General features: G+C 35.1%; 12 protein-coding genes and 1 tRNA gene. 4 read left to right on the top strand and 9 right to left on the bottom strand.

All coding sequences use genetic code 11. The features are described 5' to 3' along the window. Positions 1-16 precede the first annotated feature (16 nt). Together ACSV4D_RS10600 and ACSV4D_RS10595 are read left to right on the top strand one after the other, a co-directional pair. Positions 17-1057 carry a glycosyltransferase family 9 protein gene (locus tag ACSV4D_RS10600; protein ID WP_439228258.1) on the top strand — a complete coding sequence of 347 codons (1041 nt, stop codon included), beginning with the start codon at positions 17-19 and terminating at the stop codon, positions 1055-1057. A gap of 75 nt (positions 1058-1132) precedes the next feature. Continuing rightward, entirely contained in the window at positions 1133-1486 is a 354-nt protein-coding gene (locus ACSV4D_RS10595; RefSeq protein ID WP_408079882.1) for a hypothetical protein, read from the top strand. Here the strand turns inward: ACSV4D_RS10595 and ACSV4D_RS10590 are convergent. From ACSV4D_RS10590 to ACSV4D_RS10580, 3 genes are all read right to left on the bottom strand, one after another. Further along, a complete protein-coding gene (locus ACSV4D_RS10590; RefSeq protein ID WP_439228257.1) occupies positions 1483-2226 on the bottom strand; it encodes a UDP-2,3-diacylglucosamine diphosphatase in 744 nt (247 codons plus the stop codon). The two genes, ACSV4D_RS10595 and ACSV4D_RS10590, sit on opposite strands and share 4 nt — an antisense overlap. Positions 2227-2314: 88 nt before the next feature. Then, entirely contained in the window at positions 2315-2767 is a 453-nt protein-coding gene (locus tag ACSV4D_RS10585) for a 6-pyruvoyl trahydropterin synthase family protein (RefSeq protein ID WP_408079886.1), read from the bottom strand. A gap of 191 nt (positions 2768-2958) precedes the next feature. After that, on the bottom strand, positions 2959-3726 hold the full coding sequence (locus ACSV4D_RS10580) for an enoyl-CoA hydratase/isomerase family protein (RefSeq protein WP_439228256.1): 768 nt from the start codon (positions 3724-3726) through the stop codon (positions 2959-2961). A gap of 101 nt (positions 3727-3827) precedes the next feature. Between ACSV4D_RS10580 and ACSV4D_RS10575 the strand changes: the two genes are divergently transcribed. After that, positions 3828-3901, top strand: a tRNA-Ala gene (locus ACSV4D_RS10575). A gap of 61 nt (positions 3902-3962) precedes the next feature. Here ACSV4D_RS10575 and ACSV4D_RS10570 read toward each other — a convergent pair. The 6 genes from ACSV4D_RS10570 to mtgA all read right to left on the bottom strand — a co-directional run bounded on the left by ACSV4D_RS10570 (position 3963) and on the right by mtgA (position 14166). After that, a complete protein-coding gene (locus ACSV4D_RS10570; protein WP_439228255.1) occupies positions 3963-4445 on the bottom strand; it encodes a hypothetical protein in 483 nt (160 codons plus the stop codon). A gap of 131 nt (positions 4446-4576) precedes the next feature. Continuing rightward, positions 4577-7063, bottom strand: coding sequence for a glycoside hydrolase family 31 protein (locus ACSV4D_RS10565; protein WP_439228254.1), 2487 nt, complete (start codon positions 7061-7063; stop codon positions 4577-4579). Between the two features lie 108 nt (positions 7064-7171). Beyond that, positions 7172-11164 (bottom strand): hybrid sensor histidine kinase/response regulator transcription factor, encoded by a 3993-nt coding sequence (locus ACSV4D_RS10560; protein ID WP_439228253.1) that lies wholly within the window; start codon positions 11162-11164, stop codon positions 7172-7174. A gap of 107 nt (positions 11165-11271) precedes the next feature. Continuing rightward, the gene (locus ACSV4D_RS10555) at positions 11272-12336 is read right to left on the bottom strand and encodes a formylglycine-generating enzyme family protein (RefSeq protein WP_439228252.1); all 1065 of its coding nucleotides are present in this window, start codon (positions 12334-12336) and stop codon (positions 11272-11274) included. Between the two features lie 123 nt (positions 12337-12459). Then, a complete protein-coding gene (locus tag ACSV4D_RS10550) occupies positions 12460-13422 on the bottom strand; it encodes a lipid A deacylase LpxR family protein (RefSeq protein ID WP_439228251.1) in 963 nt (320 codons plus the stop codon). After that, complete coding sequence (gene mtgA / locus ACSV4D_RS10545) at positions 13423-14166, bottom strand: monofunctional biosynthetic peptidoglycan transglycosylase (RefSeq protein WP_408079900.1); 744 nt, start codon at positions 14164-14166, stop codon at positions 13423-13425. 218 nt (positions 14167-14384) lie between these two features. On the opposite strand from mtgA, the gene ACSV4D_RS10540 reads away from it, so the two are divergent. Continuing rightward, on the top strand, positions 14385-16238 hold the full coding sequence (locus ACSV4D_RS10540; protein WP_439228250.1) for a prolyl oligopeptidase family serine peptidase: 1854 nt from the start codon (positions 14385-14387) through the stop codon (positions 16236-16238). Positions 16239-16244 lie beyond the last annotated feature (6 nt).

The following is a 16244-nucleotide window of genomic DNA, read 5'->3' as shown; positions in this document are numbered from 1 at the left end:
ATTAAACCAATACAAGATGAGTTTTAAAACCTATATAAATACACTAAGACGAAAAATTACGCGTGGGTTAACTAAAAATATAGGGAATAATAAATGGACTGAAAATTCAAATTCCAAAATTGAGTTTAAACAAATTCTAATATCCCGTCCCAATCACCGTTTAGGAAATTTATTAATGATAACACCGCTTGTTCAGGAAATCAATACTGTTTTTCCTGATTGCAAAATTGATTTATTTGTAAAAGGAGGATTAGCCCCAGTAATTTTTAAAAATTATTCTTCTGTACAGGACTATATCATTTTACCACGAAAACCTTTTAAAGAACTTATTAGATATTGTATGGTGTGGTACAAAATCAAACGCAAAAAGTATGATTTAGTAATCAACATTGACCAGGGTTCCTCTTCGGGACGATTATCAACTCAGTTTGCAAATGCTGATTTCAAATCTTTTGGGGAATTAAATGACGACATCATTCAGCAATATCCCGATTATACACATATGGCTAAATATCCTGTTTATGAATTTAGGCATTATTTAGAAAAGTTTGGTTTGCCAACCCGCAAAACTGAAGTTCCTACAATCAACATGAAACTTAGCAATCAGGAAATTGAAAATGCAAAATTAATTTTAAACAGAATTGTTCCTGACAATAAAAAAACAATTGCCATTTTTACATTCGCAACAGGAGCTAAATGTTATTGTGTCGACTGGTGGGACACCTTTTATGAAAAACTAAAAGCTGCTTTCCCCGATTATAATATCGTTGAAATATTACCCGTAGAAAATGTTTCACAAATTAACTTCAAAGCTCCTTCTTTTTACAGTAAAGATGTTCGTGAAATAGCTGCTTTCATAGCAAATACCTCCCTCTTTATTGGTGCCGATAGTGGCATTATGCATTTGGCCTGTGCCTCTCAAACAACTGTTTTAGGTCTTTTTCATATAACAAATCCTGAAAAATACAAGCCTTATGGCAACAATAGCCTAGCTATTGACACTAAAACAACTCATGCAGATGCAATAATTACACTTATTAAAACACGTCTGAATTAGTCTTACTTTATTTTTTTGTTTTTATTTAGAATTATTATAAATAATAATTATATTTGTTTCATACAATCAGTTATTATGGAACAAATAGAACAAATATATTTAAACAGCCTAGGAATTGCTTTTTACTGGGAAAAAAAAGAAGGTGCTATACCTAACAGAATTCAATTAATATTTAAAGAAATAGGTTTGTTTTTTACCGTTTCTGAACTAAAAGATTTTAATTATCTGATTGACGAAAGTATTGCAAAAAACACGTGCTGTGAGAACTGCAATCTAAATTCCACCTGCCGGTATTTATTAAAAACCCCCTTATATCCATTGGATTTATCCGTATCTATGAATGAATTAAAGGATATTAAAGACTTAGTGAATGGAACACTATTCCGTATTCAGATGGATGAATATCTTAATAGTGAAGGGAGAAATTAATTTTCGAAAGTTTTCAATTCAAAATTTTCTCCGTCAAAAACACCATAAGTAAAATATGAAATCCAGTCACCCAGATTAACATACTGCGCATTTTCACCTACGGAATAAATCATCGGTAAATGGCGATGACCAAAAACCAGGTAATTATAATGTTTGGTTTCCAGTTTTCGTTTGGCATACAGAATCAGCCATTCTTTATCCTCTCCAAGAAATTTTACATCGGATTCTCCGGAAATCAATTTATTTTTTACAGAAAGATATTGTGCTAAACGCACTCCAATATCGGGATGAAGCCATCTGAAAAGCCATTTAGAAAAAGGATTCGTAAATACTTTTTTCATGCGTTTATAGCCTAAATCACCAGGACCTTTTCCATCACCGTGGCCTATAAGAAAGGTTTTCCCGTTAAAAGTAAATTCCTGATTATCATGATAAACCGGAATATTTAATTCTTTTTCGAAATAGTCATCCATCCATAAATCATGATTACCAACGAAAAAATATATTGGAATTCCGCTGTCACGAATTTCGGCCAGTTTACCTAAAACGCGCACAAACCCTTTAGGAACAACGGTTTTATATTCAAACCAAAAATCAAATAAATCACCTAAAAGGAAAATAGCTTCGGCATCTTTTTTCACTTCATCGAGCCAGGCTACAAATTTCTGTTCTCTGGGAAAACTTAATTCGGCTGTTGGCGCTCCAAAATGCTGGTCAGAAGCAAAATAAACTTTTTTCATTTGGATGAGTTATGGATTATGGGGTATGAGTTGTGAGTTATAGCTATGTGTGTAACCCTTAACTTCTAACTCTTAACGTACAACTTATTTAAAGATTATCACTTGCAAACCATTCGGCAAAAGAAGATTCTGTTTCCTGTAATTTTAAAGAAAACAATGTAATTCCATCAGGCAGTCTTCGGACAATTCTTTTGGCAAAATCTACAACCATATTTTCACTTGTAGGCTGATAGTCAACTAAAATTACATGATGACCACGGTTTTTTAATTCTTGTGCCAATTCCACATGAGGGGTTGTTTCGTTAAAAACAGTAGCATGATCAAACTGATCTACAATTTCTTCTTTGACAATTTTTTTTAAATCCGAAAAGTCAATTACCATTCCGAACTTCACATCATTTCTGTCAGTAATAGGTTTACCAATAACGGTGACCGATAATTTATAGCTATGACCATGTACGTTTTTACATTTTCCGTCATAACCATATAACGCATGACCTGTTTCGAAACTAAATTGTTTTGTAATTCGGATATTACTCATTGTAAATTATTTTGACTGCAAATTTAAGGAATTGATATGAGAAATGACCTGAAAATTGCTTCTTTGAGATTTCACGGCATTCTAGCCCTGATGGTAGCGGCATCCTTTTTATTTTGTCCTTCGACAGTTTCACTAGGACAAAATAAAAAGATATAGCGGACAGCAGGAATAGCTTCTAAAAAGAAATAATCTTATTTTTTAAATTCTGCCAGTGCTTTTCGGGTAAAATCAGATAATACTAATTGCCCGGTAATAGCGGCTCTTTCCAACAAAAGTGATTCCCAGTTCTCAGTACCATCCCAAATTACTTTCTTCATTTCAAATAAAGCTTCCGAATTATAAGAAGCCAATTTAGAACTAAAATCAGTAACAGCGGTATCCAGTAATTCCGTAGTTTCAAAAACTTCAGCATACAATCCTTTTTGTTGTGCCCAGGCTGCTGATTTCCATTCATGAGCTGCCAGAGTCATTTCGGTCATGGCGGTTTTCCCGATTTTTCTGCTCACGGCAGGTTCAATAACAAATGGACCAATTCCGATAGCGAGTTCGGATAGTTTTACAGAAGCAGTTGCAGTTGCAAAAACATAATCGCAGGCTGCTGCAATACCTACTCCACCGCCAACGGTCTTACCATGAACACGCCCGATAATTAGTTTTGAACAGCTGCGCATGGCATTAATTAAATAAGCAAAACCTGAAAAAAATTCAAGTCCTTCTTCCTGATTGGTAACTGCCAAGAGTTCCTCAAAAGAAGCTCCGGCACAAAAAGCCGCTGTACCCTTACTCTTTAAAACGATGACATTGACAGCTTCATTAACACTCAAATTATTTATTTCAGAGCTTAGTGAATCCAATAAAACCCGAGGGAACGAATTACTTGCCGGATGTCCAAATTCAACTGTGGCAACTTTATTGTCGATGGTCGTAATTAATGAGCCCGAAGAACTGTGTATAGTCATGGAATAGTTTTTAGGTAAAGTTAAAAATATTCAACAAAATGAATAGTTTTTTCAAAAGTTGTTTTTTGAATCTGATAAAATACTATATTTGCCCCACAATTGGGGGATTAGCTCATTTGGCTAGAGCGCTTGCCTGGCAGGCAAGAGGTGACCGGTTCGAATCCGGTATTCTCCACAAAAAAAGTCTTAAACAGCAATTGTTTAAGACTTTTTTTATTGATACTATTTGCTTGAGATTATTTCTCCTCACAATCAATTTTTGAAAATTTATATTTTACATTTTCAAAATCTATGGGTTCTCCTTTTACAAAATAAGAAGCTCCCATAGAAGTTTCTATTTTTCCGTTACCTAAAACAAGTTCATCTCCTTTTTTAAGAAAAGCCATTGGATTTTTATAGGTTATTTTTTCATTTCCTTCATTAATAAAAGTGTAGCTTACAAATAAAGTATCACCATGAAACTCTCCTGAAAATTCTCCCATTTTGTGAGGCAATAAATCCAGCTTCATGGTCATATCTCCGGAGACTTTGCCACTTTCCAAAGTATTTACTTTTAAATCTATTGTGTCCTTATCATAAAAAGCCTTATAACATGCTGTATTCACCACCATGTCAGCCTCTATTTTAGCTTTTTCAGCCTCCTTTTGTTCTTCGTTGTTTTTACAGCTTTCGATAGCGAAACAAAGGAATAACAAACAAAAAATACCTGATTTTTTCATATAACTATATTTTAAAATGGTTTTATACTACCACTAATTTACAACTAATGGAGTATTAAAGGCTAATTTATCATAATTTTTATAGAACAAAAAGCCTTTACTATATTTTATCACTTTTCAAAAATACAATTTTATAACCTGATGTTTTTTTGTTTTCCGTCGTAGTCAACGGTTTTATCATAATTTTTCCCCGTTCGTATTCCTGTTCCTTTTTCCTTAGTTACAAGTACAATGTTAAAGGTTCTGTTTTTTAGCATACCGTTGAAATTTCCTTTTCTTTTTCCAATCGTTAAAGTTTGAGTTTTATTATTCCATTTAAAAATTATTGTAGAATAAGCTCCTTTTTCATAATTGTAATTATCATTTTCGTCTTCATATAAAGTAAACTCCCCATCGGCTCCGGGATAAATCCGGATTTCTAAATTATCCCATTTTTTTTCCGTTGCATACTGTACTTTGGGTCCAAAAGGAATAATACTACCTGATTTAATGTATAATGGAATCTCATCAATTGTTGTAGCTTTGGTTATTTCCTGTCCCCCTTTAAAAGTATCGTTTGTCCAGAAATCGAACCAGGATGTTCCTTCCGGCAAATACACTTTTGTTGATTTGGCCTGACCAAAAGTAGCCGCCTGGATTTTAGCCACATTTGTATCCTCATTTTTATTCCAGCCTGTTTCTTCATTTGATTTTACAATGGTCTCAGGTGTATATTGTGCATGAACAACAGGTGCAATTAATATTGATTTACCAAATAGATATTCATTGTTCATGTTAACTACCTTCTTATCATCGAAGTCCATTACTAAAGCACGCATCATTGTCGATTGATTTTTTGTAATATCCCATGAAGCGGAATAAATGTATGGCAACAGTGAATAACGTAAATCAATTGTTTTGGCTATAGCATCGTAGATTGTCTCCCCTTTTTTCCCGAAATTGTATATTTCTCTGGGAATATCTGTACCATGCGAACGCATCATAGGAGTAAATGCACCAAACTGCATCCAGCGTACATACAATTCCTGAAAGGATGGATTCTTAGTTCCGTCACCCCATCCTTTTTTGTAAGCACCAGCAAAGAAACCTCCAATATCTGTATTCCAATACGGAATAGCACTCATAGAAAAGTTTAGACCAGCAGGAATCTGATTGCGTAAGGATTGCCAGGACGAATTCACATCACCCGACCAGGTATTAGCACCATAACGCTGTTGTCCTGCAAAAGCAGAACGGGTAAGAATAAAAATTCGCTTATCTGAACTTTCTGCGCGTTGGTGTTCAGAAACTCCTCCTACAGCCATCAAAGGAAAAGCATTACGCACTTTTCTAAATGAACCCAAATAGGTTTTAATATCAAAATCAGAAGGTTTGAAATCCAGGTGATCCGGCTCAGATGAATCGATCCACCAACCATCAATACCTACAGAAAAAAGACCTTTACTGAGGTATTTCCAATAAATGTTACGAGCTTCAGGATTATACGGATCATAGGGCTGAACACCTGATGGATAGTCCCGGTTAGGCGGCCAGGTTTCCAGTCCGGATTGCGGCCAGGTACCAAAATTTAAAAGCATTCCCTTCGGTTGCATTTCCCGGAATTGCTTGGTTTGTGGTCCAAAAGAATTCCAGATAGAAATAATAACATGTGCATTCATGTTGTGAATATCATCCACCATTTTCTTTGGATTTGGAAATTCAGTATTAAGAAATTCCATCGCATTCCATAAATAATTATTACCCCAATATTGCCAATCCTGAATAATTCCGTCCAGTGGCACTCCTAATTCGCGGTATTTACCCACTACACCTACCAATTCATTTTGGCTTTTGTAGCGCTCCTTACTTTGCCAATATCCGAAGGTCCATAAAGGAAACATAGGCGCTTGTCCGGTAAGTTCACGCATACCCGCAATAGCACCATCAATATTTCCACCAATCATAAAGTAATAATCGATACAATCCCCTACCTCCGACCTAAATGATGTAACTTCGGGTTTATCTTCAAAAACAGTTGGCGAATAATTATCCCAAAACAATCCGTATCCTTTAGTAGAAACTAAAAAAGGAACATAGTCATCAACATTCCCTTGTACCATATTGATTTTAGCATTACGAAGTGATAACTGACCACGTTGTTGTTGCCCCAAACCATAAATAGCTTCGTCTTTATCTAATGCAAAATTTTGATTGATGCTATACGTTTTAGAGCCTGCATCATTAAAATCAGTAAAGTTTGCTCCTGATGCTGCCTCATTTAAAAGAGATGCTCCGGCAAGAGTATTAAAGGACATCTTACCTGATTTCAAATCTAAATCCACTTTCATTTTATCGCTTTTTAACGAAACGATATCTCCATTTTGTTGCATTGTGAATTTTGTGCTTTCTGGTTTTTTCGTAACAGATAAACTCTCTTTTTTGAAAGCAACTCCTTCGGGTGATTTTAAAACACGAACAATTGTTGGACTGTAAAATTGGACTTCTACATCGAGTGCCTGAATTTTTGTTTTTATCCCCAAAGCTGTTTTTTGAAAACTTTGAGCTACTAAAGACGAAAAAGAAAACATCGCAAGCAATAACATATACTTGGAGTTTCTACTCAGAAATGCATTTTTCATTTGGTTTATTTTTTTAGTTAATCAATAAAGAACCAAAGCTAAATCTATTCACTTAAAAGCATAGGTACGATATGTTGTTTTCATGGGTACATTTCGTTGTTTATTCCTTTATAGTAACTCATTATCAGTATTTTTTTCACTTTGGGCATACTTTGAAGGACTGACTCCAAAAGCTTCTTTGAAATATTTACTGAAATATTTCTGTGTATTAAAGCCTACTTTTTCGGATACCTCAGCTACTGAATATTGACTCTGAATTAATAGTTGTGCAGCGCGTTTTAATCTAATGGAACGAATAAATTCCGAAGGAGCCAGTCCTGTAATAAATTGCAGTTTTTTGTACAATACCGTTCGATCCATTCCCAGATCATGACTGAATTCCTGAACAGAATAAGATGCATTATCCATATTTTTTTCCATACAGCTAAGTGCTTTTTCAATTAACTGTTCATCAAGTGATGTTATGGTAATCTCTTTCGGGTTTACTGCTAATTTTTGAGAAAAAGCAGCTTGACGAAGATTCTTCTGCGCAATTAATTTCTCTATTCGAAGCAACAAAATATCGAGATTAAAGGGTTTTGACAAATATTCATCGGCTCCTGCCTGATAGCCTGTAATTTTGAGTTCTTCTGAGGAACGGGCAGTTAATAATATTACGGGAATATGTGAAGTTTGCACATTAGATTTTATGCTTTCGCATAATTCAAATCCACTTACTTTTGGCATCATTACATCGCTTATAATCAAATCAGGAGTTAGTGACAAAGCCGTTTCTATACCTATTTCACCATCTACAGCTTCAAAAACTTCGTAGGTATTAGCTAACTCATTCACCAGAAAAGACCTTAAATCCTCATTATCTTCCACTACCAAAATTTTCTCTTTTTTTACATCTGTCAGCAAACTTTGACTCTCCGTTAAAAACTGTGAATCTTTATTTTTTATTTCCAAATCTGTTTGTAACGGAACAAGATGAGTTGGAATTGTAATTGTAAATACTGTTTTTATATTAGGTTCACTCGTTACGATAATTTCTCCCGAATGCATCTCAATATATTCTTTCACCAAATGCAATCCAATCCCGCTTCCACCCTGAGTTCTCGAAGCCTGATAAAAACGGTTGAATACATTTGGTAAATCATTTTCTGAAATTCCCGAACCCGAATCAATGATTTCTAAATAAACAGCATCTGCCTTTTTTTGTGAAATTCGAACCATTATAACTCCTTCTTTAGCAGTAAATTTGAAGGAATTGGACAGTAAATTACTGATTACCTTATACAATTTATCTTTATCGAAATACAGGAACAGCTCTGTTATTTCAGATTGTATCGAAAAATCGATTTGTTTTTCTTCTGCTAATTTGCCAAACAAATCTTCGAACTGCATTATAAAATCTACTACATCCCCAAAAGTCAGATTCAGCTTTTCACCCGAAATTTCCAGGCGTCTAAAATCCAATAACTGATTGACCAAATGCTGTAAATGTAACGCATGACGGTGCACTAATTTGATTCTTGATTCAATGGCAGTTTCTTTTATTTCTTTCAAAACAGATTCCAGCGGGCTAATAATCAACGTAAGCGGTGTACGGAATTCATGACTGACATTAGTAAAAAAACTAAATTTCATTTCATTCAGTTTTTCTTCATTTTTGCGTATTAATTGCTGATTGGTCCATTTTTTATAATAGGATAAAGACAAATAAAGCAACATTGAAGCGATTATTAAATACAATACATAAGCGATTGGTGTTTTCCAAAAAGGTGGGTTTACAACAATCTTGATTTCGGCATACTCTTTCGACCATTCTCTGCTATTGCTGGCCGCTTTTACTTTCAAAATGTAAGTTCCGGGAGCCAAATTAGTATAAGAAGCAGTTCCGGTACCATTTTGAGCCACTATTTCACGCCAGTTTTCATCAATGCCTTCCAAGCGATAGCGGTAATACGTTTGCATGGGATTCACATAATTCAATGCCGAAAAGGCAACACTTATAAAGTTCTGATTGTAGTTTAAGGCTATAGTTTTAGTTGTAGCAATTGTATTTTTCAATATAACATTGCCATCATAGGATTCCCCTGTTTTTACATGGGTTCCAAAAAGCATCAAACCCGTAAACAAAGGCTTTTGTAATTGTTTAAACGACCAGGGCTTCTGTAAATCGATGCTGTTAAAACCATTTACACCGCCCATATACAACTGTCCGTTATCCGAAGCAAATACTGCCGAAGTGGTAAATTCATTTTCAATCACACCATCCAAATGATTAAAATTTGCCATCAAAAAACGAAGTTGCTTTTCTTTGTTATCCACTGCAATCCGGGATACTCCTCCAGCAGTAGTAACCCAAATGAGTCCTTTTTTGTCTTCTGCAATCCCTTTAATGCTGTTATTAATTAAGCCGTCATCTGTAAAAAGTGTATGTAATTCGGCTTTTGATGGCTGCCAGACACTTAACCCATCCTGAGTTCCAATCCATATAATCCCACGACTGTCTTTGAAAACAGCGGTGTAATGTTGGTTTTCATTCTTCAAAAGTACTTTCAGAGGTTGGCTGATCTCATTATTTTTATAATTATAAACAAATAATCCAGCATCACTTCTTCCAAAAAAAGATTGTTTGTCAAAAGCAATCAGCTGAGAAACAGAACCTAATTCTTCCCCATTTAATTTCAGCTGTAACAGTTGGAAAAAACCACTTACAGGATTATAATCAGCTAATCCTTCTGCTGTTGCTGCTAAAAACTGCCCATCCGGTTTTTCAACTATGTAACGACAATTTTTACCTAGTTTATCAATACGTTTAAGCTGATTGTTTTGTAAGCAATACACTCCTTTATTTCTGGTACAAATCCAAATCCTGTTTTGGGAATCTTTAGTCATAGAAAGACAATCTGCATCGACCGGGAATCCCGAAAAAACAGAAAGTTTTAGAGTTTCAGGTAAATAGGTGTACAATCCGTTTTTGGTTCCAACCAAGATTGTATTCTCTGCCGTTTGCTCAAAACAGCTGACATCAATATCTTTTGATTGCTTTCCAAAAAAAGTTTTCCCTACATTCTTAAATTTGAATCGCTCAGGATGATAATACAACAACCCATGATTGAATGTCCCTATCCAGAGACCGCCCTGTGAATCGTTGTATAGTGTGCTGGCTTCGGTATTTACTTCCGTTCCATCAACCAATCGGAACGACGGAATGAATTGTTTTTCTTTTAGATTTTTGTCAATAAACCACAATCCGATGGCACAACTCACCCATAAATTACCTTTACTATCCACAGAAATAGTATTGAGCCAATAATCGGTTTCAAGTATTTTAGTGTGTGTTCGTTTTTTAATATCGTAAGCCAGCATAAGGCCTGTTGATCCATTTCGGATTTGGTACAATGCGTTGTCTGATTGTACCACCATCAGCGTATTATTGTATTTCGATTGTTCCTGATTTGATAACGAATTGGTTTTATACAACTCTTTAGCCGTATTCAAATCATAACAAACAATTAATCCGTTTTTATAAAAAAGAAAAAGTTGTTGCCGGATAACAGCTACATCATAGAGTTGATCTTTGACTCCATTGCGGGTAGAAACATTTTTAAGAAAAACTGAAATCTTTCCGTTTTTGGCATTTCGAAATAACAACTTATCAGATGACGTAAGCACCCAATAATTCTGAGAAGTATCGACAAAAAAATCAGCTATGGGTTCCTGAATTCCCATTTTAAATAAAACACTATCGGGTTTGGTTATAAAACGTTCCTGCTTAATGTCAATACACATCAGCTTTCCTTTGTCTTTTATCCAGACATAATCTTTATCCACATATCCGTGATGAAATCCTGAATAACCAGTTAATCGGGAAATGTTATTGCCTTTTAAATGCAAATATTTAAAGGAAGTTCCGTCATAAATATTGGTAACACCTTCGGTAGTAACAACCATTCGTCCGTCGTGAAGCTGAAGAATAGTTCGAACCCTATTGTCCGATAGCCCGTTTTTAGAATCGATAGCTGTAAATACGAAAGATTGTTGCGCATTTAGAAATACACAAAAACACAAGAACAGCATTGGTAAAATTCGCCGAAAATGAATACTCATAATTATTATTTGGAATTCTAATATGGAATTACTTCTGACGAAACTACAAAAAAACCGTTTCGCTTTTTTAAACGAAACGGTTTTATAATTTTTTACAGTTTCAAAAATTAATCTTTTTGAAGCATTTTTAAATCAACTACGGTTCTAAAGCCCACATGATTAGAACTGGAACCTTCCGCCATTCCCATTCGGGCAGAGATTCTAAAACTGGAACAATACGATTCATTACATAAAAAGGAACCGCCTTTTATAATTCGCTCTTTTTCATATTGATTGGCAGGATTCCAAGCTTCGTTAGCTCCCTGAGGATTTCTGGTAGTTTCTCCTTTCGAAAATAACTCCTGATAATAATTTACGTTGTACCAATCCTGAGTGTATTCCCAAACATTTCCTGCAATATCATAAATCCCCAATGAGTTTGGAACAAATGATTTTACTGCTGCTAAAGCCGAATAGCCATCGCTTTTACTGTTGTAATTAGGGAAATCACCCTGCCAGGTATTTGCTTCTTTGTCTGTTTTTGAGGCATCATCTCCCCAGCTGTAAACCGGATTTTTTAAATTACCCATTGCTGCCAGTTCCCATTCGGCTTCTGTAGGTAATCGGCGTTTTGCCCATTTACAATAAGCCTGAGCATCTTCATAAGAAATATGAACTACGGGATAATTTTCTTTTCCAATGATATCAGAGTTATCTCCTTCCGGATGACGCCAGTTTGCTCCTTTTACCCATTTCCACCATTGGCGAAAATCAGTATAATTGGTCACATTTTTTACTTTCTCATTAAAAACCAAAGACCCAGGTTGCAATAATGAATCGGCCGGTTTAGGTGTTCCTTCAGGCAGACTTTTTTTGAATTCTTCCCATATAATAGGTCTTTCGGCAGTAGTTACATAATGTGTTTCATCGACAAATTTTTTAAAACTGGCATTGGTCACTTCGGTGATATCCATAAAAAAACCATCCACTGCCACACTATGTGCCGGTTTCTCATGTTCGAGTGCTAAGCGATCATTTTCTTTTGCTCCCTGCGTAAAGCTATCTCCCGGAATCCAAACCATATTAGGAGGCGTCGCAACATCCTCAGGCTGTTCTTTGACAAGCTGTTCTTTGTTATTGCAAGCATTAATAACAATCAACAAAACTCCAAAAATCCATTTGTTTATTTTCATACAATCATAATGTTTATCTAAAAAGTACTATCCTGAAATATAGTACCAGACAAAACTACTACTTTTTTATTCCAATTCTAACAACAAAACTGATTGTGCTGGTATGTTCGATTCGATTTTAAACTAGTGACTTGAATTATTAAAAATATAGGAAATACCTATTGAACCATAAAAATATCCTGTATTTCTCTCCATATCTAATTCTTTCCCCCTGTATACAAAAGCATAAGAAAGATTCAGATTTTTTTTTCGGTATCTCAATCCTGCTTCGGCATTAAAACGAAACGGAATGACATCAAAAGTAACCGGGCTGCTGTTACTAAAAAGGCTTCCCTGTATAGTGGCATCATACATCTGGTAATTAAAATAAGGAGCCATATAAAAATAAAACTCCTCTTTTAGACCCTCCTTTTCAGTTGTCAATGAAGCACCATAAAAATTAGACTCCGAAAGAGGAACTAATTTTTTAAATCCAATTCTTGTAACAAACCCTGTAGAAAAAGACGTGAAAATTGTGCCCAATTTTGCCTCAGACTGCCAATGAAAATCAACTCTGTCTCTTTGTTTATTGCCCGAAAAAGCTTTAGCAAACAAAACATTAAATTGTAGTCCGAACGCATTATGAATTTGATATTTCCACTCTTCAAAAGCAGTGTAATTAAATAAACGGTGCGTTCCCTTTTGTATCTTATCTGCAAAAGAATTAGGTCCCAGAACACCTATCTGGAGCTGTTTTTTAAATACGGACTGATTGCTGTAAAAGGTGGTTCTGCCAAACTGACCAAAAAGGTAACCTGCAAACGGTCTGTCAAACATTTGTTCTTCATCAACATAAATGAATCTGGGACTGTACATATATTGTCCTGCCTTAATTTCATTTATTCTTTTTAAAACATTCGGTTTATTTTTTGAAGATAAATACCTGTAAAAAATTTCCAGTCCATTGGTATAATACTGGTCATTTTTAGTAGAAGTATATAAATCATTATCGGTAACGATACCTATTTCAAAAGGAGCTTTCTGACTTACTGCATTTGCCGAAATCAATAAAAAAAAACAGAAAAAAAGTACTTTTTTCGATTGCATTTAATATTCTATTTTTCCCACTGTGCGCATTACACGTACAATTTTGTCTTTTCTTCTGTTGATATAGGACGAAGAACTGGTAGCGGTAAATTTTCGGGGATTTGGTAAAATGGCTGCAATTCCTGCTGCCTGTCTTGGTGTTAAATTAGCGGCATCTTTTCGGTACCAGTGTTCGGCAGCAGCCTGAGCTCCATAGACGCCATTGCCCATTTCTATACTATTGAGATACACTTCCATTATGCGTTCCTTTCCCCAAATCAACTCAATCAAAACTGTAAAATAAGCCTCAAGAGCTTTCCTGACATAACTACGTCCCTGCCAGAGAAAAACATTTTTTGCCGTTTGTTGGGAAATAGTGCTTCCACCTTTTATTCTTCTGCCGCGCTCGTTGTTTTTATAGGCTTTTTGCATGGCTTTAAAATCAAAACCATGATGTTTTAAAAACAAACCGTCTTCACTGGCAATAACAGCTTTTTGTAAATTAACCGAAATGTTTTCCAATGGTTCCCAGTCATGGTTGAAATAAACAGGCTTACCCGCCGCTTTATTTTCAATAGCACGGATTAGCATAAGCGGCGTAAAAGGTACCGGAACAAATTTAAAAAAGACTACAAAAAACAAAGAAAGACCTATAAACCACAAAATAATTTTTAATACAATCCTCCTCATTTTAGCCATGAATCCCTGCGACTTCTTAGTTTGAGGTTTTGAATTTGATTTTTTAGGTGTGATTTTTGTTGCCATTTATGCTATTCTCCTGATACTTTTTTGAAAAAAAATAAAATACAGACACTCATAAATTATCCGTATTTTCTAGATAAGGTAAAATTACTTTTTTTAATTAATCATCCAATAACATTTATTCTTATTTCTCAATTAAATCTTAAAACCTTTACAATACCTGAACCAGCCATTTTAAAATTCCTATTTTTATGGTTCTAAATAAATGTTAGCTTCAAAACATGACTCAAAATAAAATGACAGCCTCCTTACTGTGGCAATTAAAACGGATAACAACTCTGGGGATATCCAAAGACAAAAAATATATTGTTTATAAAGTAAGTACGCCTTCAGTTGAAGAAAACAAACAGGAAATCAAAAATTATTTTATTCCCATAAACGGCGGAAATCCTACTGAAATTGAAGACCCGAATACAATTTTAGTCAATAAAAAACTATCGCCTGATGGCAAATACCTGCTTTCCCATCAGGAAGTAAAACTGGAAAATGTCTTAGGGAAAGATTTTTATCCTGAACTGGAAAAAGCTGACGTTCAAATTTATGATTCTTTAAATTACCGCCATTGGGATAGCTGGAATGAAGGTAAATTTAATCATGTTTTTTATAAAGAAGATAAAGATGATGCTCCGCAAAAAGACATCATGGAAAACGAACTTTTTGATTGCCCGCAAAAACCTTTTGGTGGAGATGAAGATTACATCTGGTCTCCGAACAGTAAAAATATTCTGTATGTATCAAAGAAAAAAACAGGTACACAATATGCCCTTTCTACCAATACTAATATTTTTCAATATGAATTACAAACAGCTAAAACCACTAATCTTACGGAAGAAAATGCAGGTTATGATGTAGCGCCACAATTTTCAGCTACAGGAATTCTGGCATGGCTGCAAATGAAACGGGATGGTTATGAAGCCGATAAAAATGATATTATTGTTCTTTTTCAAGGACTAAAAATCAACTTAACTGCACATTGGGATGGAACAGTGGATAGTTTTATTTGGAGTGAAGATAGCCAAAAAATATATTTCATCGCTCCCGTTGACGGCACTAAACAATTATTTGAAGTTCATTTTCCCGGACTTACAAAGATGCAACCACAAATTCAACAAATTACGGATGGTTATTTTGACATTACAAATCTGATTGGTTTTAACAATACAAAAATTATAGTCAGCAGAGAAGATACCAATCATGCGGCTGAAATATTTTCTTACGATTTAGTTGAAAATATTTGGCAACAATTAACCCATATTAATACTGAAATTTATCAGTCTTTGGCTTTAAGCAAAACCGAAAAAAGATCTGTAACTACTACTGATGGTAAAAAAATGCTGGTCTGGCTTATTTTTCCACCTAATTTTGATGTTTCAAAAAAATATCCAACTCTATTATATTGTCAGGGTGGACCTCAAAGTGCGTTGACCCAGTTTTATTCTTACCGATGGAATTTTCAATTAATGGCTGCCAATGATTATATTATTGTGGCTCCTAATCGTCGTGGAATGCCCGGTCACGGGGTTGAATGGAACGAACAAATCAGCAAAGACTGGGGCGGACAGGTAATGAACGATTATCTTTCTGCTATTGATGATGTAGCTCAGGAAAGTTATGTTGATGCCAATCGGTTGGGCTGTATTGGTGCCAGTTTTGGTGGTTATTCTGTGTTTTATTTAGCCGGAATCCATCAAAATCGTTTTAAAACTTTTATTGCACACGATGGCGTATTCAACACCCAAAGTATGTACGGAACTACCGAAGAAATATTCTTTAGCAACTGGGATTTTGGTGGTCCATATTGGGAAAAAGACAATACTGCGGCTCAAAAAGCATACAACGAATTCAATCCGATCAACCGGGTCGAAAACTGGAATACGCCCCTGCTAATCATTCAGGGCGGAAAAGATTTTCGTGTGCCAACAGGTCAGGCACAAGAAGCTTTTCAAGCGGCACAATTGCGCGGAATTAAAAGCCGATTGCTCTATTTTCCGGAAGAAAACCATTGGGTATTACAACCGCAAAATGCACAAATCTGGCAAAGAGAATTTTTTAAATGGTTAAAAGAAACTTTATAGAAAATA

This window comes from Flavobacterium sp. ARAG 55.4 (assembly GCF_051846875.1).
In the GTDB taxonomy this organism is placed as follows: Bacteria; Bacteroidota; Bacteroidia; order Flavobacteriales; family Flavobacteriaceae; genus Flavobacterium; species Flavobacterium plantiphilum.
This window is presented reverse-complemented; position numbering and strand designations above follow the sequence as displayed.

Coding starts and splice junctions, on each gene's coding strand:
- ACSV4D_RS10600 (WP_439228258.1), top strand. CDS start 17: ATGAGTTTTAAAACCTATATAAATACACTAAGACGAAAAATTACGCGT.
- ACSV4D_RS10595 (WP_408079882.1), top strand. CDS start 1,133: ATGGAACAAATAGAACAAATATATTTAAACAGCCTAGGAATTGCTTTT.
- ACSV4D_RS10590 (WP_439228257.1), bottom strand. CDS start 2,226: ATGAAAAAAGTTTATTTTGCTTCTGACCAGCATTTTGGAGCGCCAACA.
- ACSV4D_RS10585 (WP_408079886.1), bottom strand. CDS start 2,767: ATGAGTAATATCCGAATTACAAAACAATTTAGTTTCGAAACAGGTCAT.
- ACSV4D_RS10580 (WP_439228256.1), bottom strand. CDS start 3,726: ATGACTATACACAGTTCTTCGGGCTCATTAATTACGACCATCGACAAT.
- ACSV4D_RS10570 (WP_439228255.1), bottom strand. CDS start 4,445: ATGAAAAAATCAGGTATTTTTTGTTTGTTATTCCTTTGTTTCGCTATC.
- ACSV4D_RS10565 (WP_439228254.1), bottom strand. CDS start 7,063: ATGAAAAATGCATTTCTGAGTAGAAACTCCAAGTATATGTTATTGCTT.
- ACSV4D_RS10560 (WP_439228253.1), bottom strand. CDS start 11,164: ATGAGTATTCATTTTCGGCGAATTTTACCAATGCTGTTCTTGTGTTTT.
- ACSV4D_RS10555 (WP_439228252.1), bottom strand. CDS start 12,336: ATGAAAATAAACAAATGGATTTTTGGAGTTTTGTTGATTGTTATTAAT.
- ACSV4D_RS10550 (WP_439228251.1), bottom strand. CDS start 13,422: ATGCAATCGAAAAAAGTACTTTTTTTCTGTTTTTTTTTATTGATTTCG.
- mtgA (WP_408079900.1), bottom strand. CDS start 14,166: ATGGCAACAAAAATCACACCTAAAAAATCAAATTCAAAACCTCAAACT.
- ACSV4D_RS10540 (WP_439228250.1), top strand. CDS start 14,385: ATGACTCAAAATAAAATGACAGCCTCCTTACTGTGGCAATTAAAACGG.